This is a genomic window from Streptomyces sp. NPDC060064 (genome assembly GCF_042736455.1).
Classification (GTDB): domain Bacteria; phylum Actinomycetota; class Actinomycetes; order Streptomycetales; family Streptomycetaceae; genus Streptomyces.
Genome location: NZ_JBHWWF010000004.1, coordinates 312,623 through 330,587, shown reverse-complemented (window position 1 = coordinate 330,587; position 17,965 = coordinate 312,623). Strand labels below are relative to the sequence as shown.

At 70.5% G+C, this 17,965-nt stretch carries 19 protein-coding genes; 4 read left to right on the top strand and 15 right to left on the bottom strand.

The window, feature by feature from the left end; all coding sequences use genetic code 11:
- Window positions 1–56 precede the first annotated feature (56 nt).
- Window positions 57–2,582 (bottom strand): ATP-dependent Clp protease ATP-binding subunit, encoded by a 2,526-nt coding sequence (locus ACFWDI_RS08000; protein WP_362689129.1) that lies wholly within the window; start codon window positions 2,580–2,582, stop codon window positions 57–59.
- A gap of 431 nt (window positions 2,583–3,013) precedes the next feature.
- On the opposite strand from ACFWDI_RS08000, the gene ACFWDI_RS07995 reads away from it, so the two are divergent.
- Window positions 3,014–3,592 (top strand): SCO3374 family protein, encoded by a 579-nt coding sequence (locus ACFWDI_RS07995; protein WP_385301945.1) that lies wholly within the window; start codon window positions 3,014–3,016, stop codon window positions 3,590–3,592.
- On the opposite strand, the gene ACFWDI_RS07990 is transcribed toward ACFWDI_RS07995, so the two are convergent.
- From ACFWDI_RS07990 to ACFWDI_RS07945, 10 genes are all read right to left on the bottom strand, one after another.
- Complete coding sequence (locus ACFWDI_RS07990) at window positions 3,571–3,906, bottom strand: Lsr2 family protein (protein WP_362689135.1); 336 nt, start codon at window positions 3,904–3,906, stop codon at window positions 3,571–3,573. The genes ACFWDI_RS07995 and ACFWDI_RS07990 overlap by 22 nt on opposite strands.
- Window positions 3,907–4,049: 143 nt before the next feature.
- Window positions 4,050–4,571, bottom strand: coding sequence for an amino-acid N-acetyltransferase (locus tag ACFWDI_RS07985; RefSeq protein ID WP_327325290.1), 522 nt, complete (start codon window positions 4,569–4,571; stop codon window positions 4,050–4,052).
- A 9-nt stretch (window positions 4,572–4,580) separates the two neighbouring features.
- The gene (locus ACFWDI_RS07980) at window positions 4,581–4,976 is read right to left on the bottom strand and encodes a BlaI/MecI/CopY family transcriptional regulator (RefSeq protein ID WP_385301944.1); all 396 of its coding nucleotides are present in this window, start codon (window positions 4,974–4,976) and stop codon (window positions 4,581–4,583) included.
- Between the two features lie 102 nt (window positions 4,977–5,078).
- Window positions 5,079–5,252 (bottom strand): hypothetical protein, encoded by a 174-nt coding sequence (locus tag ACFWDI_RS07975; RefSeq protein ID WP_385301943.1) that lies wholly within the window; start codon window positions 5,250–5,252, stop codon window positions 5,079–5,081.
- A gap of 14 nt (window positions 5,253–5,266) precedes the next feature.
- Window positions 5,267–5,890, bottom strand: coding sequence for a hypothetical protein (locus ACFWDI_RS07970; protein ID WP_385301964.1), 624 nt, complete (start codon window positions 5,888–5,890; stop codon window positions 5,267–5,269).
- Window positions 5,891–5,997: 107 nt separating this feature from the next.
- A complete protein-coding gene (locus ACFWDI_RS07965) occupies window positions 5,998–6,795 on the bottom strand; it encodes a type III pantothenate kinase (RefSeq protein WP_108151068.1) in 798 nt (265 codons plus the stop codon).
- Window positions 6,795–7,823 (bottom strand): carboxylating nicotinate-nucleotide diphosphorylase, encoded by a 1,029-nt coding sequence (nadC, locus tag ACFWDI_RS07960; RefSeq protein WP_385301941.1) that lies wholly within the window; start codon window positions 7,821–7,823, stop codon window positions 6,795–6,797. Before nadC ends, ACFWDI_RS07965 begins: the two co-directional genes overlap by 1 nt.
- Window positions 7,824–7,825: 2 nt before the next feature.
- Window positions 7,826–9,523 carry an L-aspartate oxidase gene (locus ACFWDI_RS07955; RefSeq protein WP_385301940.1) on the bottom strand — a complete coding sequence of 566 codons (1,698 nt, stop codon included), beginning with the start codon at window positions 9,521–9,523 and terminating at the stop codon, window positions 7,826–7,828.
- Window positions 9,520–10,530 carry a pantoate--beta-alanine ligase gene (gene panC, locus ACFWDI_RS07950; RefSeq protein ID WP_385301939.1) on the bottom strand — a complete coding sequence of 337 codons (1,011 nt, stop codon included), beginning with the start codon at window positions 10,528–10,530 and terminating at the stop codon, window positions 9,520–9,522. Before panC ends, ACFWDI_RS07955 begins: the two co-directional genes overlap by 4 nt.
- A complete protein-coding gene (locus ACFWDI_RS07945; RefSeq protein ID WP_385301938.1) occupies window positions 10,527–11,447 on the bottom strand; it encodes a Rossmann-like and DUF2520 domain-containing protein in 921 nt (306 codons plus the stop codon). Before ACFWDI_RS07945 ends, panC begins: the two co-directional genes overlap by 4 nt.
- Window positions 11,448–11,579: 132 nt before the next feature.
- Between ACFWDI_RS07945 and ACFWDI_RS07940 the strand changes: the two genes are divergently transcribed.
- Entirely contained in the window at window positions 11,580–12,722 is a 1,143-nt protein-coding gene (locus tag ACFWDI_RS07940) for a threonine aldolase family protein (RefSeq protein WP_385301937.1), read from the top strand.
- Between the two features lie 74 nt (window positions 12,723–12,796).
- Here ACFWDI_RS07940 and ACFWDI_RS07935 read toward each other — a convergent pair whose 3' ends face one another.
- Window positions 12,797–13,021 (bottom strand): hypothetical protein, encoded by a 225-nt coding sequence (locus ACFWDI_RS07935; protein WP_385301936.1) that lies wholly within the window; start codon window positions 13,019–13,021, stop codon window positions 12,797–12,799.
- Between the two features lie 104 nt (window positions 13,022–13,125).
- Here ACFWDI_RS07935 and ACFWDI_RS07930 point away from each other — a divergent pair, with 104 nt between their 5' ends.
- Window positions 13,126–14,250, top strand: coding sequence for a DUF5937 family protein (locus tag ACFWDI_RS07930; protein WP_385301963.1), 1,125 nt, complete (start codon window positions 13,126–13,128; stop codon window positions 14,248–14,250).
- A 72-nt stretch (window positions 14,251–14,322) separates the two neighbouring features.
- Here ACFWDI_RS07930 and ACFWDI_RS07925 read toward each other — a convergent pair whose 3' ends face one another.
- The 3 genes from ACFWDI_RS07925 to ACFWDI_RS07915 are packed head-to-tail and all read right to left on the bottom strand — an operon-like array spanning window position 14,323 to window position 16,883.
- On the bottom strand, window positions 14,323–14,925 hold the full coding sequence (locus ACFWDI_RS07925) for an AAA family ATPase (protein ID WP_385301935.1): 603 nt from the start codon (window positions 14,923–14,925) through the stop codon (window positions 14,323–14,325).
- Between the two features lie 33 nt (window positions 14,926–14,958).
- Window positions 14,959–15,642, bottom strand: a complete 684-nt coding sequence (locus ACFWDI_RS07920; protein WP_327325280.1) for a response regulator transcription factor — start codon at window positions 15,640–15,642, stop codon at window positions 14,959–14,961.
- A gap of 41 nt (window positions 15,643–15,683) precedes the next feature.
- Window positions 15,684–16,883 carry a sensor histidine kinase gene (locus ACFWDI_RS07915; protein ID WP_385301934.1) on the bottom strand — a complete coding sequence of 400 codons (1,200 nt, stop codon included), beginning with the start codon at window positions 16,881–16,883 and terminating at the stop codon, window positions 15,684–15,686.
- Window positions 16,884–16,982: 99 nt separating this feature from the next.
- Between ACFWDI_RS07915 and ACFWDI_RS07910 the strand changes: the two genes are divergently transcribed.
- Window positions 16,983–17,951, top strand: coding sequence for an SAM-dependent methyltransferase (locus ACFWDI_RS07910; RefSeq protein ID WP_385301962.1), 969 nt, complete (start codon window positions 16,983–16,985; stop codon window positions 17,949–17,951).
- The last annotated feature ends 14 nt before the right edge of the window (window positions 17,952–17,965 follow it).

Below are 17,965 nucleotides of genomic sequence, written 5' to 3'. Positions count from 1 at the left end.
GGACCGTACGAGTCGTACGGTCCGGGGCAGCCCCTCTGTTCAGCTGCTCAGAACGCTTACGCGTCCTTCGACAGGTTCGGACCGGCTCCGCCGGCCGCCTGCTCGATCGGCGGAACGTCCGGCAGTGCCGACTTCTCCTCGCCGCGGAAGGTGAACTTCTTCTCCTCACCCTCGCCCTCGGTGTCCACGACCACGATGTGACCGGGGCGCAGCTCGCCGAAGAGGATCTTCTCCGACAGGATGTCCTCGATCTCGCGCTGGATCGTCCGGCGCAGCGGCCGGGCGCCCAGGACCGGGTCGTAGCCCTTCTTGGCGAGGAGCGACTTGGCCGTGGGGCTGAGCTCGAGGCCCATGTCACGGTCCTTCAGTCGCTCATCCACCTTGGCGATCATGAGGTCGACGATCTGGATGATGTCTTCCTCGGTGAGCTGGTGGAAGACCACCGTGTCGTCGACACGGTTCAGGAACTCGGGCCGGAAGTGCTGCTTCAGCTCTTCGTTGACCTTGACCTTCATCCGCTCGTAGTTCGACTTGACGTCGCCCTGAGCCGCGAAGCCCAGGTTGAAGCCCTTCGAGATGTCCCGGGTCCCGAGGTTGGTCGTCATGATGATGACCGTGTTCTTGAAGTCCACGACGCGGCCCTGGGAGTCGGTCAGACGACCGTCCTCCAGGATCTGCAGCAGGGAATTGAAGATATCGGGGTGGGCCTTCTCGACCTCGTCGAAGAGGACGACGGAGAACGGCTTCCGGCGCACCTTCTCGGTGAGCTGGCCGCCCTCTTCGTAACCCACATATCCGGGCGGGGAACCGAAGAGACGGGAAACCGTGTGCTTCTCGCTGAACTCCGACATGTCGAGGGAGATCAGCGCGTCCTCGTCGCCGAAGAGGAATTCGGCGAGCGTCTTGGACAGCTCGGTCTTACCGACACCGGACGGGCCGGCGAAGATGAACGAGCCACCGGGGCGCTTCGGGTCCTTCAGACCGGCTCGCGTACGGCGGATCGCCTGCGAAAGGGCCTTGATGGCGTCCTTCTGCCCGATGACGCGCTTGTGGAGCTCGTCCTCCATGCGGAGGAGCCGCGAGGACTCTTCCTCGGTGAGCTTGAAGACGGGAATGCCGGTGGCCGTCGCGAGGACCTCGGCGATCAGCTCGCCGTCGACCTCGGCGACGACGTCCATGTCGCCGGCCTTCCACTCCTTCTCCCGCTTGGCCTTCGCCGCCAGCAGCTGCTTCTCCTTGTCGCGGAGCGAAGCTGCCTTCTCGAAGTCCTGGGAGTCGATCGCCGACTCCTTGTCGCGGCGGACGCCCGCGATCTTCTCGTCGAACTCGCGGAGGTCCGGCGGCGCAGTCATCCGGCGGATGCGCATCCGGGATCCGGCCTCGTCGATCAGGTCGATCGCCTTGTCCGGCAGGAAGCGGTCCGAGATGTACCGGTCGGCCAGGGTGGCGGCCTGAACCAGTGCCTCGTCCGTGATGGAGACCCGGTGGTGCGCCTCGTAACGGTCGCGCAGACCCTTGAGGATCTCGATGGTGTGCGGCAGCGACGGCTCCGCGACCTGGATGGGCTGGAAGCGGCGCTCGAGGGCCGCGTCCTTCTCCAGGTGCTTGCGGTACTCGTCGAGCGTCGTCGCACCGATGGTCTGCAGCTCGCCACGGGCCAGCATCGGCTTGAGGATGCTGGCGGCGTCGATCGCGCCCTCGGCGGCGCCCGCACCCACCAGGGTGTGGAGCTCGTCGATGAACAGGATGATGTCGCCGCGGGTGCGGATCTCCTTGAGCACCTTCTTCAGGCGCTCCTCGAAGTCACCGCGGTAGCGGGAGCCGGCGACCAGCGCGCCGAGGTCGAGGGTGTAGAGGTGCTTGTCCTTGAGGGTCTCGGGCACCTCGCCCTTGACGATGGCCTGCGCCAGGCCTTCGACGACCGCCGTCTTGCCGACGCCGGGCTCGCCGATGAGGACCGGGTTGTTCTTCGTACGGCGGGACAGCACCTGCATGACCCGCTCGATCTCCTTCTCGCGCCCGATGACCGGGTCGAGCTTGGACTCACGAGCGGCCTGGGTGAGATTCCGGCCGAACTGGTCCAGGACGAGCGAGGTCGAGGGGGTGCCCTCGGCCGGGCCGCCTGCAGTGGCGGCTTCCTTGCCCTGGTAACCGGAGAGCAGCTGGATGACCTGCTGCCGCACCCGGTTGAGATCGGCGCCCAGCTTCACGAGGACCTGGGCGGCGACGCCCTCGCCCTCGCGGATCAGGCCGAGCAGGATGTGCTCGGTGCCGATGTAGTTGTGGCCGAGCTGGAGGGCCTCGCGGAGCGACAGCTCCAGGACCTTCTTGGCACGAGGGGTGAAGGGGATGTGCCCGGACGGAGCCTGCTGGCCCTGCCCGATGATTTCCTCCACCTGCTGGCGGACCGCCTCGAGCGAAATCCCGAGGCTCTCCAGGGCCTTAGCGGCGACACCCTCACCCTCGTGGATAAGGCCCAGGAGGATGTGCTCGGTGCCGATGTAGTTGTGGTTGAGCATCCGGGCTTCTTCCTGAGCCAGGACGACAACCCGCCGCGCGCGGTCGGTGAACCTCTCGAACATCGTTAATCGCTCCTCAGAGCGGTCAGGCAGTAAGGGGTCGGTCCCCTCCCTGTCCTTCCGCAGCTTAGTCCCGCAAGCGGGGACCGCTCATTCCAACTGCCGACACCCGTCTGTGGCCTCCTGACCGCTGAACGCCGACAACTGCTCCAACCCGATGGTGCGAGACGATGTTCCCGCAGGCCAGGCAGTTACCCTCGCCATCGCTACGCCGATGGCGAACGCAAGGCGGCCAAACAGGCGTGTCGCCCCTCCCCACTAGGAATGTCTTACCCGTAAGGACTGACAGTCCATGCAGCGCGCACCGGTTCCCTCAGCTACGGGCGAACAACCTTGCGCCCTCGAATGGGCTTGTACGCCCCCAACTCGGACACCGCGTGCAATCATCCGTCGACTCTGCGTAACTCTCGAGTCGCCTCAGGAGTTCCGGGGGTATGGCCTTCACCGTCCCGCTCCCCCGTGCGCCCTTCGACGGCGGCACCGCGCAGTGGTACGAGAACGAACTCGGCTGGGCCGTGGCGGACTGCGATCCGGTGCAGCTGCTCACCGGTCTGCGCTTCGACGTACTGGAGCTGCCGGCGGACGCAGGCGCGGCTGTGCTGCGCCGAACGGGGCCTGCCGGGCCTGTGGCCCTCATGGGGCAGCGAATGCGGCTTCTGGTGGCCGCAGGGAGCGCGGACGAGCTGCCTGGGCTGCTCGACTGGCTGGAGTGGGGCGGTATCGCTCTCGATCTGACCGCCATCGGCGCGGGCGGACGGATGACCGCCCCGCCGCCGCCCGGATGGTCCGGCTCGCGGGAGGCCGCCGTATGGCTGCGGCCCCCCGTGCCGGGACGCGAGGTGGAACCGACGTTGCCGGCGCTTGCCCCATTCGGGCGCAGCGCCGGTTCCGGTGGGGGAATCAGCCCCGATCTCGTACGACTCGTGGCCACAGCGGCGACCGAGTGCCACCGGGCCCGTTTGCTGCGTACGAATACGCCGCAAACAAATACTCAGCCGTTGGCCTTCTCGTAAGCCTCGCGCACCGTGGCCGGGACGCGGCCGCGGTCGTTGACCTCGAAGCCGTTCGCCTTGGCCCAGGCGCGGATTTCGGCGGTGTCCTTGTTGCCACCGGCCGCGGCGCGGCCCTTGCCCCGACCGGCCGCAGCACGGCCACCGGTACGCCGGCCGCTCTTTGCGTACGGCTCGAGCAGACCACGGAGCTTGTCCGCATTGGCGGTGGTGAGGTCGATCTCGTAGGTCTTGCCATCCAGAGCGAACGTCACGGTCTCGTCCGCCTCGCCACCGTCGAGGTCATCGACAAGAAGGACCTGAACCTTCTGTGCCACCGGATTTCCTTTCATCGAAAATGCAGTACGCGGAAAGGAAACCGCTTTTCCCTGGAAAACACAAACCCTTGGCAGAGGTTCAGAACCTCAAGAACGCGGGAAACGTGCGCGATTCGGACATAGGGATCCGCCTCTTGTGGTGATCACAGGTGCAGAAGCATCCGGCTGTTGCCCAAGGTGTTCGGCTTCACTCGTTCGAGCCCGAGGAACTCGGCGACACCCTCGTCATAGGAACGCAGCAGCTCGCTGTAGACATCTCCGTCGACCGGCGTCTCACCGATCTCCACGAAGCCGTGCTTCCCGAAGAAGTCGACTTCGAAGGTGAGACAGAAAACCTTGCGCACTCCCAGCCGGCGGGCGGTCTGCAACAGCTTGTCGAGCACGTGATGACCGATGCCGGTGCCCTTGAACGCGGGATCCACCGCAAGAGTGCGTACTTCGGCGAGGTCTTCCCAGATGACATGCAGTGCACCGCAGCCGACCACCTGGGCATCCTCGTCGCGTTCCGCGACCCAGAACTCCTGGATGGCTTCGTAAAGCGTCACCGTCGCTTTGTCGAGCAGGATGCCTTCACTCACGTACGGGTCGACGAGTCGGCGGACCGACGGCACATCGCTGGTCCTGGCCCGTCGGACGGTGATGGCATTTGCTGCGGCATAAGGCATGGCCCGACGCTATCGCTCCGGCGCTGTCCCACCGTCGGCGGCCTCGTCGCCCTGAACGATGCGGACGGCGGCTTGCAGAGCCTCACGCTGCTCGGGCGACATCATGCCGAAGAAGGCGACAAGTGCGGCCGCGGGGTTGTCGCTCTTGGACCACGCTTCGTTCATGAGTGCGGCCGAGTAGGCGGCGCGGGTGGAGACCGCCGTATATCGATAGGCGCGGCCTTCGACTTCCCTGCGCACCCAGCCCTTCTGATGGAGATTGTCCATTACCGTCATGACGGTGGTGTAGGCGATGGACCGTTCCTGCTGAAGGTCTTCGAGGACTTCCCGGACCGTGACCGGCCGGTTCCATTGCCAGACGCGTGTCATGACGGCGTCTTCCAGCTCTCCCAATTGGCGGGGCACAGCGCCACCATAGTCGGAGATGTCGGAATGGCTGGTTATTGACGTAACAAAAAGGACGTACGGGCATAAAACGTCCGTACGTCCTCGATGCTGAGGAACGCGTCAGTCGCCGCGGACGACCTGCTGTGCGGCCTCCGCGCGAGCGACCGCGGCGTCCACGATCGCGTCCTCCTTGGCCTTGTTCGGGCCGCCCTGGCTCTTGACGATCGTCACGACCAAGAAGGTGAAGAAGGCAGCCATCACCACGGGGGGCAGGAGCGCGGATACGTAGTCCATGGCTCCCAGAGTAGCTATCCGACGGCCAGCTGTTCCGGTGGGGGCACGGGCTTGCGGCGCGGCGGGAAGGCCTCGGAAGGCTTCGGGACCGGGCGGTCGGTGGGCGCCGGCGCCTTGGGCTGCGGTTTCTCCTGCGGTTTCTGCTGGGGCTTCTGCTGCGGTTTCTGCTGCGGCTTCGGCTCGTCGGCGGCGGCGCGGCCGCCGGGGAGCGCGAGCAGGCGGGTGCGCCGGCCCGCGGCGACGGCTGCGGGCACCGCCTCGACCCGACGGCCCGCCAGCCGGGCCCGTACCGACGCTTCGGCGAGCGTCTGGCAGCGGTGCAGCACAGCGGCACCGGCCGCGGTACCGCGCAGGGTGCGCAGCGCGGCCAGATCCTCCGGGCGGGGGTCGTACCCGGCGGCCAGGGCGTCCTGGAGCAGCTCCAGATAGCCGGCGGCGGAGCCCGGGAGCGCTTCGCGGTAGCGGGCGAGATCGGCATGGAGGAACGCTCGCAGCCGGCCGGCCTCGCGGACCGCCTCGTCCAGGGAATCGGCCAGACGCAGACAGTCCTGGATGTCCTCGTCGGCGAGAGGGGCAGGGTGGAGGGCGACGGCGAGGGCACGTCGGAGCACACGCAGCTCGTCTGCGCCGAACGCCATTCCGCCGCGGGATCCGTATGGCGTGGGCATGGGCCGACGATACGCGCCAAAGGGACAAAATCTGGTTAATGCGATGAGTTCCGGCGCGGCGGAATGCCGCGCCGGGCTCACATTCGGGAGACGTTCCGCTCGTAGACCAGACGCAGGCCGATCAGGGTCAGCCACGGCTCGTGCTCGTCGATCGCCGAGGACTCGCCGAGCACCATCGGGGCCAGACCGCCGGTCGCGATCACGGTGACCTCGTCCGGGTCGTCGGCGAGCTCGACCTTCATACGTGCGACAACGCCGTCGACCTGGCCCGCGAAGCCGTACACGATGCCGGACTGCATGGCCTCGACGGTGTTCTTGCCGATGACACTGCGCGGACGGGCCAGCTCGATCTTGCGGAGCTGGGCGCCCTTGACGCCGAGCGCCTCGACGGAGATCTCGATGCCGGGCGCGATCACACCGCCCGCGTACTCGCCGCGCGCGCTGACCGCGTCGAAGGTCGTCGCCGTACCGAAGTCGACGACGATCGCCGGGCCGCCGTAGAGATCGACGGCGGCGACCGCGTTGATGATGCGGTCCGCGCCCACCTCCTTGGGGTTGTCCATCAGGATCGGCACGCCGGTCTTGATGCCGGGCTCGACGAGGACGGCCGGGACGTCGCCGTAGTAGCGGCGGGTCACCTCGCGCAGCTCGTGCAGGACGGAGGGGACGGTGGAGCAGATCGCGATGCCCTCGATGCCGTCGCCCAGCTCGTCGCCGAGCAGCGGGTGCATGCCCATCAGGCCCTGCAGCAGGACGGCGAGTTCGTCGGCGGTGCGGCGGGCGTCGGTGGAGATGCGCCAGTGCTCGACGATCTCCTCACCGTCGAACAGGCCGAGGACGGTGTGGGTGTTGCCGACGTCGATCGTGAGCAGCATCAGAGGCCTGCCTCGCGCAGGTCGAGGCCGATGTCGAGGATCGGGGAGGAGTGCGTCAGCGCGCCCACCGCGAGGTAGTCGACGCCCGTCTCGGCGTAGGCGCGGGCGTTCTCGAGGGTGAGGCGGCCGGAGGACTCGAGGGCGGCGCGGCTCGCGACGAGCGCGACGGCCTCCTCGGTCTCGGCCGGGGTGAAGTTGTCCAGCAGGATCAGGTCCGCGCCCGCGTCGACAACTTCGCGGACCTGGTGCATGGTGTCCACCTCGACCTCGATCGCGAGGTCCGGGAACTGCTCCCGTACGGCCTTGAAGGCCTGCGCGACGCCGCCCGCCGCCACCACGTGGTTGTCCTTGACGAGCGCGGCGTCGGACAGCGACATGCGGTGGTTGACGCCGCCGCCGCAGCGCACCGCGTACTTCTCCAGCGCGCGCAGGCCCGGGGTGGTCTTGCGGGTGTCGCGGACCCTGGCCTTGGTGCCTTCGAGCAGGTCGGCCCAGGCGCGGGTCGCGGTCGCGATACCGGAGAGGCGGCACAGCAGGTTGAGCGCGCTGCGCTCGCCGGTGAGCAGGTCACGGGTGTTGGTGGTGACGGACAGCAGCTTCTGGCCGGCCTCGACGCGGTCACCGTCCTCGACGTGCCGCTCGACCTCGAACTCGTCGGTGCAGACGATGGACAGGATGGCCTCGGCGATCTGCAGACCGGCGACCGTGCCCGCCTCACGGGCGGTGAAGTCGCCGGTGGCGACGGCGTCCTCGGGGACGGTCGCCACGGTCGTCACATCCACGCCGCCGTCGAGGTCCTCGCTGATGGCGAGATGGGCGATGTCCTCGACCTGTACGGGGTCGAGGCCCGCGTCGAGCAGAAGCTGGGCGAGGCCGGGGTCGAGGCCGCACTCCAGCTCGTCGTACCCCTCCTCGCCGGCGGAGCAGCCGCAGGCGTCTCCGCAGCCGCCCGTCGAGGCCGCTGCGGGTGCGCCGATCTGGATCAGCGGTACGTCCACGGGACGCGGACGTTCTTCGGGCGTGCTCACGGTTACGGCTCCCTGGGGGCGTCGGGGACTGTGGGGGCGAATGCGGTGTTCTCGGTGCGGCGGACGACCAGGCTGCGGTCCGGCGCGAGGCGTACGACGAGATGGCGGCGCCAGTCGGCGTCGTCGCGCTCGGGGCGGTCCTCGCGCCAGTGGCAGCCGCGGGTCTCCTCGCGTTCCAGCGCGGCGGCGGTCAGCACACGGGCCACGCACAGGAGGTTGGAGGTCTCCCAGGACTCGACTCCGGGCTCGGCCGTCTTGCCCGAACCTTGCTGGTCCTGCACGGCGTTGCGGTGTACGGCGCCGAGCGCGGCCGCCGCCTCGGTCAGGCTCTGCGCGGAGCGGAGGACACCCGCGCCGTCGGACATGATCCGCTGGATCTCGGCCCGCGTCTCGGGCGCGATGAGCGGCAGTACGGAGGGGGTCGCGGGCGCGGCAGGCCGGCCGGCCCGGAGCGGGGCGCGGGAGGCGATGTCGGCGGCGATGCGCTCGGCGAAGACCAGTCCCTCCAGGAGGGAGTTGGAGGCGAGGCGGTTCGCGCCGTGGACTCCGGTGCAGGCGACCTCGCCGCAGGCGTACAGGCCCGGGACGGTGGTGCGGCCGTGCAGGTCGGTGCGTACGCCGCCGGAGGCGTAGTGGGCGGCCGGAGCGACCGGGATGGGCTCGGTGACCGGGTCGATGCCGTGGGCCCGGCAGGCCGCGAGGATGGTGGGGAAGCGCTGCTCCCACATCTCGGCGCCGAAGTGGCGGGCGTCGAGGTACATGTGTGCGGCGCCCTGCTCCTGCATCCGGCGCATGATGCCCTTGGCGACGATGTCGCGGGGGGCGAGCTCGGCCAGTTCGTGCTGCCCGAGCATGAAGCGGGTGCCGGACGCGTCGACGAGATGGGCGCCCTCTCCTCGTACCGCCTCGGAGACCAGCGGCTGCTGGCCCTCGGAGTCCGCGCCGAGGAAGAGCACCGTCGGGTGGAACTGCACGAATTCGAGGTCGGAGATCTCCGCGCCGGCACGGAGCGCGAGCGCGACGCCGTCGCCGGTGGAGACCGCGGGGTTGGTGGTGGCGGAGAAGACCTGGCCCATGCCGCCGGTGGCCAGCACGACGGTGGGGGCGTGGACGGCACCGACGCCGTCGTGCTGGCCCTCGCCCATGACATGGAGGGTGATTCCGGCCGTACGGCCGTCGGCGTCCGTCAACAGGTCCAGAACCAGGGCGTTTTCGATGGCGCGCAGCTTGCTGGCGTGTACGGCCTCGACGAGCGCGCGGGAGATCTCGGCGCCCGTCGCATCGCCTCCCGCGTGCGCGATACGGCGCCGGTGGTGGCCGCCCTCGCGGGCGAGCTCGATCTCGCCGGCCTCGGAGGTGTCGAAGTGCGCGCCGGTGGCGATCAGCCGGCGTACGGCGTCGGGGCCCTCGGTGACCAGGGTGCGGACCGCCTCCTCGTCGCACAGGCCCGCGCCCGCGACCAGGGTGTCGTCCAGATGCTGCTCCGGGGTGTCGCCGTCGCCGAGCGCGGCGGCGATGCCGCCCTGCGCCCAGCGCGTGGAGCCGTCGTCCAGGCGGGCCTTGGTGACCACGACCGTGCTCAGCCCGGCGGCCGTGCAGCGCAGCGCGGCGGTCAGACCCGCGACTCCGGAGCCGACCACGACGACGTCGGCCTCGATGGCCCAGCCGGGAGCGGGGGCGTTCAGCCGTATTCCGGTCATGCTGGGGCTCCGAAGGTCAGGGGGATGTTGTCGATCAGGCGCGTCGCACCGATCCGCGCGGCGACGGCGAGGGTCGCCTCGCCGGTGTAGTCGTCGGGGACCTCGGTGAAGGTGGCCGGATCGACGAGGGCCAGATAGTCGAGGACGAGAGGCGGTTGGGCGCGCGCGGCCTCGTCGAGGACAGCGCGGGCCGCGGCGCGGACGGCGGCCACGCAGCCCGGTCCCGCCTGGGCCACCGCGTGCGCGTCGGCCGCCGCTCGGGCCTCACCGATCGCGGACAGCGCGGCGGCACGGGCGACGGTGCCGTGGGTGGCCTCGGCGCGGGCGTGCAGGGCGTGTTCGGCGGCGAGGCGGTCGTGCGCCGCGAAGAGGGACCTGGACAGGGCGAGGGCGGTACGGCGCTCGTCGGCCGCCAGGTAGCGGTTGCGGCTGGAGAGCGCGAGGCCGTCGGCCTCACGGACGGTCGGTACGCCGACGATCTCGACCGGGAAGTTCAGATCGAGGACCATCCGGCGGATCAGCGCGAGCTGCTGTGCGTCCTTCTGGCCGAAGAAGGCGACATCGGGGCGGGTGAGGTGGAGGAGCTTGGCGACGACGGTGAGCATGCCGTCGAAGTGGCCGGGGCGGGCGGCCCCTTCGAGCCGCTCGCCCATCGGGCCCGCGGTGATGCGGACCTGTGGCCGGCCACCCGGGTAGACCTCGCCGGCCGAGGGCGCGAACACGACGTCCGCGCCTGCCTCTTCGGCCGTCCTGAGGTCGGCGTCGAGAGTACGGGGGTACCGGTCGAGGTCTTCGCCCGCACCGAACTGGAGCGGGTTGACGAAGACCGTGACGACGACGAAGCCCTTGCGGCCGACATGCTCGCGGGCGGCGCGGATCAGGGTGGCGTGGCCCTCGTGGAGGGCGCCCATGGTCATGACGACGGCGGTGCGGCCGCGGACGGCGTGGTGGTCGAGGACGTGGCCCAAGTCGTCCAGAGTCGGCACGAGTTCGAAATCGTGGCTCATCGGACGTCCCCCTCGGCGAGGACGCCCAGCAGGTCCTCGGCGAGCTCCGGTTTGAGCATTCCGTGTGCGAGCGCCCGGTCGGCGGTGGTGCGGGCCATCGCCAGATACCCGGCGACCGTCGCGGGCGCGTGCTTGCGCAGCTCCGCGACATGCGCCGCGACGGTGCCCGCGTCGCCGCGTGCGACGGGTCCGGTGAGTGCGGCGTCGCCGGAGCGCAGGGCATTGTCGAGGGCGGCGCCGAGCAACGGGCCGAGCATCCGGTCCGGGGCGGAGACCCCCGCCGTACGCAGCAGCTCCATCGACTGGGCGACCAGGGTGACGAGGTGGTTCGCGCCGAGGGCGAGGGCCGCGTGGTAGAGCGGGCGGGCCTCCTCCTCGATCCACTCGGGCTCGCCCCCCATCTCGATGACGAGCGCCTCGGCGGCCAGCCGCAGCTCCTCGGGGGCGGTCACTCCGAAGGAACAGCCGGCCAGCCGCTGGACGTCGACGCTGGTCCCGGTGAACGTCATCGCGGGGTGCAGGGCCAGCGGCAGCGCGCCGGCCCTCGTGGCGGGGTCGAGCACGTTGACGCCGTACCGCCCGGAGGTGTGCACAAGCAGCTGTCCGGGTCGTACGGCACCGGTCTCGACCAGCCCGTCGACCAGCGCGGGCAGCGCGTCGTCGGGGACGGTCAGCAGCACCAGCTCGGCGCGTGCGAGGACCTCTGCGGGGGTCACCAGCGGTACGTCGGGGAGCAGTGCGGCAGCCCGTCGTACGGACGCGTCGGAGACGCCGGAGACGGCGACCGGGCGGTGTCCGGCGAGCTGGAGCGATGCGGCGAGGGCCGGGCCGACCCGGCCTGCTCCGACGACGCCGACGGTGAGTCGGGCGGGGCGGTCCCGCGGGTCGAGCGGTTCCTGTGGTGCTGTGGCATTCACGCGGCGGGGCCTTCCGTTCCAGTCCGCGGGGGGTACCGGACGATTTCTCGTCATGCTACGCCAGCGTTTCCCAGGCCTTCGAGTTGTCCACAGGCTGTGGGCGGCGATCGGCCGACGGTGCATGATCGGTGCATGGCTGACACGACCGAGCAGGACGAGCGGCACCGCAGGCTCACCGCATGGCGGGCGTCGGACCGGGTGCTGTGGCGGGCCTCCGCGGACCACCGGCTCGGGGACCGGCTTGCGGCGCTGGCGGCGCACGCGGGCGAGGTGTACGACCTCGACGCATGGACGGATGTATACGGCAACGGGGTCGTCGCGGAGCTGGAGGAGCGGGCGGCGCAGCTGCTCGGGTTCCCGGCCGCGGCGTTCTTCCCGACCGGGACAATGGCGCAGCAGGTGGCCCTGCGGTGCTGGGCGGGGCGTACCGGGAATCCGACGGTCGCGCTGCATCCGACGGCGCATCCGGAGGTGCATGAGCGGGGCGCGTTCGGCGTGGTGAGCGGGTTGCGGACGGTGCATCCGACACACGAGCCGCGGCTGCCGACGGCGGCGGAGATACGTGACTTCGACGAGCCCTTCGGCGCGCTGATGCTGGAACTGCCGCTGCGGGACGCGGGTTTCGTACTGCCGTCGTGGGACGAACTGGTGGAGGTCGTGGAAGCGGCGCGGGAACGCGATGCAGTGGTGCACTTCGACGGCGCGCGCCTGTGGGAGTGCGCCCCGCACTTCGGCCGCCCGCTGGACGAGATCGCGTCCCTCGCAGACAGCGTGTACGTGTCCTTCTACAAGTCCCTGGACGCACTTTCCGGCGCGGTGCTGGCGGGCCCGGAGGACCTGGTGGCCGAGGCCAGGACCTGGCGGCACCGGTACGGCGGCCAGGTCTTCCAGCAGTACCCGGCGGCGCTGTCCGCGCTGCTGGGCCTGGAGCGGGAGCTGCCGCGGCTGCCGTCGTACGTGGCCCACGCGAAGGTGGTGGCCGCGGCGCTGCACGAGGCCTTCACGGAGGCGGGCGTCCCGTGGTTCCGGGTCCACCCGCAGGAGCCGCACACGCACCAGTTCCAGGTCTGGCTGGCCCACGAGGCGGAAGCTCTGAACGAGGCGGCGGTGCGCCAGGCGGAGGAGACGGGCGTGACGCTCTTCAGGAGGTGGTTCACGGAGGGGTGCCCGCCGGGGGTGTCGGTGACAGAGGTGACGGTGGCGTCGGAGGGGCTGGAGTGGACGGGTGATGACGTGAGAGCGGCGGTGGCGGAGTTCATGCGGAGGGTGGGGTAGCCGGGCGCCTGGGGGAGCCGGGGGACCGGGGCCGGCCGGGCGTCTGGGGCGAGCCCGGCGCCCTCGACCCGGGCTCAGCCGCAGTTCGCCGAGTTCGCCGCACGCGGGTGCAGCAGGCGGGTCAGCGCCGCACGAATGCGGCCGTGGGAGCGGTGGCCGGCGAGCACCGCCTGGAAGCGGCGGTAGTCGCGGACCTCTCGGATCACCTGCCAGTCGTTCAGGCCCGGCTGTGGCGGCGCCTGCTCGCCCCGCTGCGCCGCGCGGTAATTGTCGATCATGTGCTGATGCATGGCGTTCATGCCTTTACGCTGCGCCCGCCCCGCCCACCCCGTCGCGTCGATTGACGAGCCGCGTCAAATGGCGCGAGACCCGCCCCGCGCACCCGCACCATGGAGGCGTGAGCGTGACCATCGATATCGCGGGGCTGCCCCCCGAGCGCATCGTCTTCGACATTTCTCCCCTCGCCGAGCTGGGCGTGGCGCTGCACGCGCTTGCCGAACCCGGGCACCATCCAGGGCTGCACGGCTGGGCCACCGCGACCGCCGCCGGGCTCAAGCCGGACCTTGCGGACCGGCTGCACGAGGCCGACTTCCTGTGGCGGTCCACCTTCTCGGACGTCTTCATGCCGTTCGCCGGGCTGCCCGCGGCCCTGGGCGCGGCCGGCGGCCGGACCGGCGCCAACCTCGCCGAAGAGCTGGACATGCTCGACCGGCTCGACGACGAGCGCTTCGTCTCCGCCGCCCTGGAGTTCACCTGCGCCAGTACGTACGGGACCGGCGCCCCGTCCGCCCTCACCGACCCCGCCAGGCGCGAGCGCGCACTCGAACTCGCCGCCACCCGCGGGCCCAAGCAGCTCGACTTCACCCGCCGGCTGCTGGACGACCCCGCCTCCGTACGCGCCTGGGTGCGGCGCCTCTTCGAGGACTGCGACCAGTCCTTCTTCGCCGACACCTGGCGACGCGTCTCCACCCAGCTCGCCGCCGACGCCCGCCACAAGACCGAGCTGCTGCGCCGCAAGGGCCTCGCCGAGGCGCTGCACGCCGTCTCCCCCGCACTCTCGGTGGACGAGGACCGGACCCGTATCAGCGCCGACAAACTCGCGGAAGGGCGGACGACCGCCGTCGACCCCGCCGTCGGCGCCGGGCTCTCCCTCGTCCCGTCCAGCTTCGGCTGGCCGCATCTCATGGTGCTGCACGCACCCGGCTGGCGGCCGGTGATCCACTACCCCGTCGGCTCGCCCGAACTGCCGGGACCCGCTCCTGTGGAGCTGTTGAAGCTGCGGATGGAGGCGCTGGCGCACCCCATGCGCATGCGGCTGTGCCGCAACCTCGCCCGCGCCCCGTACACGACCAGCGAACTGGCGGACGCGTACGGGATCACCGCGCCCGAGGTCTCCCGCCATCTGGCCGTGCTCAAGAAGGCCGGGCTGATCTCCACCCGGCGGCGCGGCCGGTACGTACTGCACCAGCTGGACGTCTCCGCCGTCGCCCGGCTCGGCAGCGACTTCCTGGAGACAGTGCTGCGTTAGGGCGTGGGAGCTGCGTGAGCAGGGTGAGAGCCGCGTCAGCCGCGTGGGACCCGTGATCCCGCGTGAGCCGCGTCAGTCGAAGCGGATGTGCTTGACGCCCGTCCACGCCTTGCGCAGCCGGTGCCGCAGCGGCCCGTCCCGGTTCGGCTCCAGCGTCAGCCCCGCCGACGCCGCGATCCGGTCAGCCACCTGCGGCACGGCCACCCGGTCCGTACGGATGTGCTCCGCGAACCGCGGCTCGTTCAGCCGCTCCAGGCAGTGGTCCAACTGCCGTACCGCGAAGCTCTCCCGCTTGAGTCCGCGCCCCAGCCCCCGCTCCGTCAGCCGGCGCAGCACCGTCTCGCGCTCCGCGAGCAGCGCGAAATGGTGCACCTCGTGGCCGGCTTCGCGCAGCCGCCCCACGGTCTCCTCGAAGTACGCCGGTTCGACCAGCGTCATCGGGGCGATCACCACGCCTTCGTACGTCCGCAGCGTCAGGTCCAGCACCTCGTACACTCCCTGCCGCCAGGCCTGCAGATCCTGGAAGTCCGCGCGCAGTCCGGGCGGCATCATCCGGTGCAGCCCGAAGCCGACATGCTCCGGATCGCAGACGGCGCTGCCGGGCAGCCGCCGATTCAGCTCGTACGCGGTCTGGGTCTTGCCGCCCCCGAAGGGACCGTTGATCCACAGCAGCATGGGGCCACCCTATGAGCGCCGTGCCCCGCGTCGTCAGGAAGAGCTCGCCTGTCCGCCGCCCGCCCGCACCAGCCCGGACTCATACGCGAGCACCACGACCTGCACCCGGTCGCGCAGGCCCAGCTTGGTGAGGATGCGGCCGACATGGGTCTTGACCGTGGCCTCGGAGAGAACAAGACGCGCGGCGATCTCGCCGTTCGACAGGCCCTGTGCGACCAGCAGCATCACCTCACGCTCGCGCTCGGTGAGCCGCTCCAGCTCCTTGTGCCGCGGCTCGTGGGAGCTGCTCGGCAGCATCGGCGAGAAGCGGTCCAGCAGCCGCCGCGTCGTGGACGGCGCGACAACCGCGTCGCCGCTGTGCACCGAACGGATCGCGCCGAGCAGCTCGGCGGGCGGCACATCCTTGAGCATGAAGCCGCTGGCGCCCGCCTTCAGCCCGGAGAACGCGTACTCGTCCAGGTCGAAGGTGGTCAGGATCAGCACCTTGGGGGCGTCCGGCTCGGCGCAGATCCGCCGCGTCGCCTCTACGCCGTCCAGCCTCGGCATGCGTACATCCATCAGCACCACGTCCACGGCGGTGGAGCGGAGGTTCTCGATCGCCTCCGCGCCGTCGCCCGCCTCCGCGACGACCTCCATGTCCGGCTGGGCGGCGAGCACCATCCGGAACCCGGTGCGGAGCAGCACCTGATCGTCGACGAGCATCACGCGGATGGACATGTCAGTTAGGCCTCGATCTGTCGTGGGATCCGGTGGGATCCCTAGTGGGCGGGCTTGAGGGGAAGCAGTGCGCTGATCCGGAAGCCGCCGCCGGGCCGCGGCCCCGTGTCGAGCGTTCCGCCGACCATACCGACGCGCTCGCGCATACCGATGAGCCCGTGGCCCCGGCCGTCGGCGCCGCCGTCCTCGTACAGCTCGTGCGCCGAACCGCGGCCGTCGTCCTCCACCAGCAGTCCGAGGCCGTCGTCGAAGTAGACGAGCCGCACGCTGGCCCCGGCCTCCGGACCGCCGTGCTTGCGCGTGTTGGTCAGCGCCTCCTGGACGATGCGGTACGCGGTGAGCTCGACGCCGCTCGGCAGCGGCCGCGGCGTTCCCTCGATCTTGAAGTCCACTGTCAGGCCCGAGCCGCGCACCTGCTCGACCAGGTCCTCGATCTGCTCGACATCGGGCTGCGGGACATACTCACCGCTCTCCGGGGCATCGCCGGTACGCAGCACGCCGAGCAGCCTGCGCATCTCCGCGAGCGCCTGGCGGCCGGTGCTCGAGATGGTCTCCAGAGCCTGCTTGGCCTGGTCGGGGGCGGCGTCCAGGACATACGCGGCGCCGTCGGCCTGCACCACCATCACCGAGACGTTGTGCGCGACGACGTCGTGCAGCTCGCGGGCGATCCGCGCCCGTTCCGCCGCGACCGCGACCTTCGCCTGCGCCTCGCGCTCCTTCTCCAGCCGGGTGGCTCGCTCCTCGAGCTGAGCGAAGTACGCCCGCCGGGTGCGTATCGAGTCACCGAGCACCCAGGCGAGGGCGAACGGCACACTCATGAAGATCGTGAAGAAGATCTTGCCGCCGACGCCGGTGTTCGCCTCCGGCCAGCGCAGCTGCGCCAGCGTGCCCGCGGCCAGCCCGCCGACCAGCGCCAGCCGGGAGGCCCAGCGCGCCCCGTCGTACGCGGCGACGGTGTAGATGATCACCAGCATCGCGAAGTCGGCCGGGTTGACCTCGACGTCCAGCGCGAGCTGGGCGACGCCCAGCGCGGCGGCGAGTACCAGCATCTTCTCCGGCATACGGCGGCGCAGCGCCACGACCAGACTCAGCAGCAGAACGATCAGAGCTGCGGTGATACGGGGCTGGATACCGACCGGTACCTGGATCACCCACAGCATGGAGAACCCGAAGAGGATGACAGCCCAGAAGCTGTCGACGCCCGTCGGGTGTCTGCGGATGAAGTCGTAGAGGCGCTGCACGTAACCCAGCGTAGGGAAAGGAGATAGGTGCAAGGGTCAACCGGAGGAGCGATCCGGTCGGCGGAAGCGTACTCCGCAAGGTGGAGACTTGTGCGCGTGATGGATGAGTCGTGTCAGTGGCGAGGATGGCGGGAAGCGACGGAAGCGGCGCTGTACGGGCCCGACGGCTTCTATCTGCGGCCCGAGGGACCGGCCGGGCACTTCCGTACGTCGGTGCACGCGTCGCCGCTGTTCGCCTCGGCGATCGCCCGGCTGCTGCTCACCACGGCGGAGCCGCTCGGTCTCGACGAGGTGGCACTGGTCGATGTCGGCGCAGGCCGCGGCGAGCTTCTCGCCGGCGTGCTGGCGGCGCTGCCGTCCGGTTTCCCGGTACGGGCGTACGCCGTCGAGCGCGCGGCCCGTCCCGCCGGCCTGGACCCCCGCATCGAATGGACCGCCGAGCCCCCGGCCGGGGTGAGCGGGCTGCTCTTCGCCAACGAATGGCTGGACAACGTCCCGGTGGATGTCGCGGAGGCCGACCCGGACGGCGTCGCACGGTACGTCCTCGTACGCGGGGACGGCACCGAACGGCTCGGCTCCCCGGTCTCCGGAGCGGACGCCGAGTGGCTGGAGCGCTGGTGGCCGCTGCCCGAGCCGGGGATGCGGGCGGAGATCGGCCGTCCGCGGGACGAGGCATGGGCACGGGTCGTGGGCACGCTCAAGGCGGGCCTCGCGGTCGCCGTCGACTACGCTCACGCCCTTCAGGCGCGGCCGCCGTTCGGCACGCTGACGGGTTTCCGGGCGGGCCGCGAGGTACGCCCGTTCCCGGACGGCAGCTGCGACATCACCGCGCATGTGGCCCTGGACGCGTGCGCGCTGCCCGGTGCGGAACTGCTCACTCAGCGAGAGGCGCTGCGGGACCTGGGCGTCACGGGCGAACGCCCCCCGCTGTCGCTGGCGACGTCCGACCCTGCGGCGTACGTCCGCGCACTCGCCTCCGCCGGGGAGGCGGCCGAACTGACGGCGCGGGGCGGCCTCGGCGACTTCGGCTGGTTGCTGCAGCGGCAACCCGGCCCGTCCGGCGTCTGAGGACCGGGGTCCGG

Excerpts from the sequence above, each read along its gene's own strand:
- ACFWDI_RS07940 (WP_385301937.1), top strand. The coding sequence starts at position 11,580 with ATGGCTGACACGACCGAGCAGGACGAGCGGCACCGCAGGCTCACCGCA.
- ACFWDI_RS07925 (WP_385301935.1), bottom strand. The coding sequence starts at position 14,925 with ATGCTGCTGTGGATCAACGGTCCCTTCGGGGGCGGCAAGACCCAGACC.
- ACFWDI_RS08000 (WP_362689129.1), bottom strand. The coding sequence starts at position 2,582 with ATGTTCGAGAGGTTCACCGACCGCGCGCGGCGGGTTGTCGTCCTGGCT.
- ACFWDI_RS07995 (WP_385301945.1), top strand. The coding sequence starts at position 3,014 with ATGGCCTTCACCGTCCCGCTCCCCCGTGCGCCCTTCGACGGCGGCACC.
- ACFWDI_RS07965 (WP_108151068.1), bottom strand. The coding sequence starts at position 6,795 with ATGCTGCTCACGATCGACGTCGGCAACACCCACACCGTCCTCGGCCTG.
- ACFWDI_RS07970 (WP_385301964.1), bottom strand. The coding sequence starts at position 5,890 with ATGGCGTTCGGCGCAGACGAGCTGCGTGTGCTCCGACGTGCCCTCGCC.
- ACFWDI_RS07910 (WP_385301962.1), top strand. The coding sequence starts at position 16,983 with ATGGATGAGTCGTGTCAGTGGCGAGGATGGCGGGAAGCGACGGAAGCG.
- ACFWDI_RS07985 (WP_327325290.1), bottom strand. The coding sequence starts at position 4,571 with ATGCCTTATGCCGCAGCAAATGCCATCACCGTCCGACGGGCCAGGACC.
- ACFWDI_RS07975 (WP_385301943.1), bottom strand. The coding sequence starts at position 5,252 with ATGGACTACGTATCCGCGCTCCTGCCCCCCGTGGTGATGGCTGCCTTC.
- ACFWDI_RS07935 (WP_385301936.1), bottom strand. The coding sequence starts at position 13,021 with ATGAACGCCATGCATCAGCACATGATCGACAATTACCGCGCGGCGCAG.
- ACFWDI_RS07920 (WP_327325280.1), bottom strand. The coding sequence starts at position 15,642 with ATGTCCATCCGCGTGATGCTCGTCGACGATCAGGTGCTGCTCCGCACC.
- ACFWDI_RS07955 (WP_385301940.1), bottom strand. The coding sequence starts at position 9,523 with ATGACCGGAATACGGCTGAACGCCCCCGCTCCCGGCTGGGCCATCGAG.
- panC (WP_385301939.1), bottom strand. The coding sequence starts at position 10,530 with ATGAGCCACGATTTCGAACTCGTGCCGACTCTGGACGACTTGGGCCAC.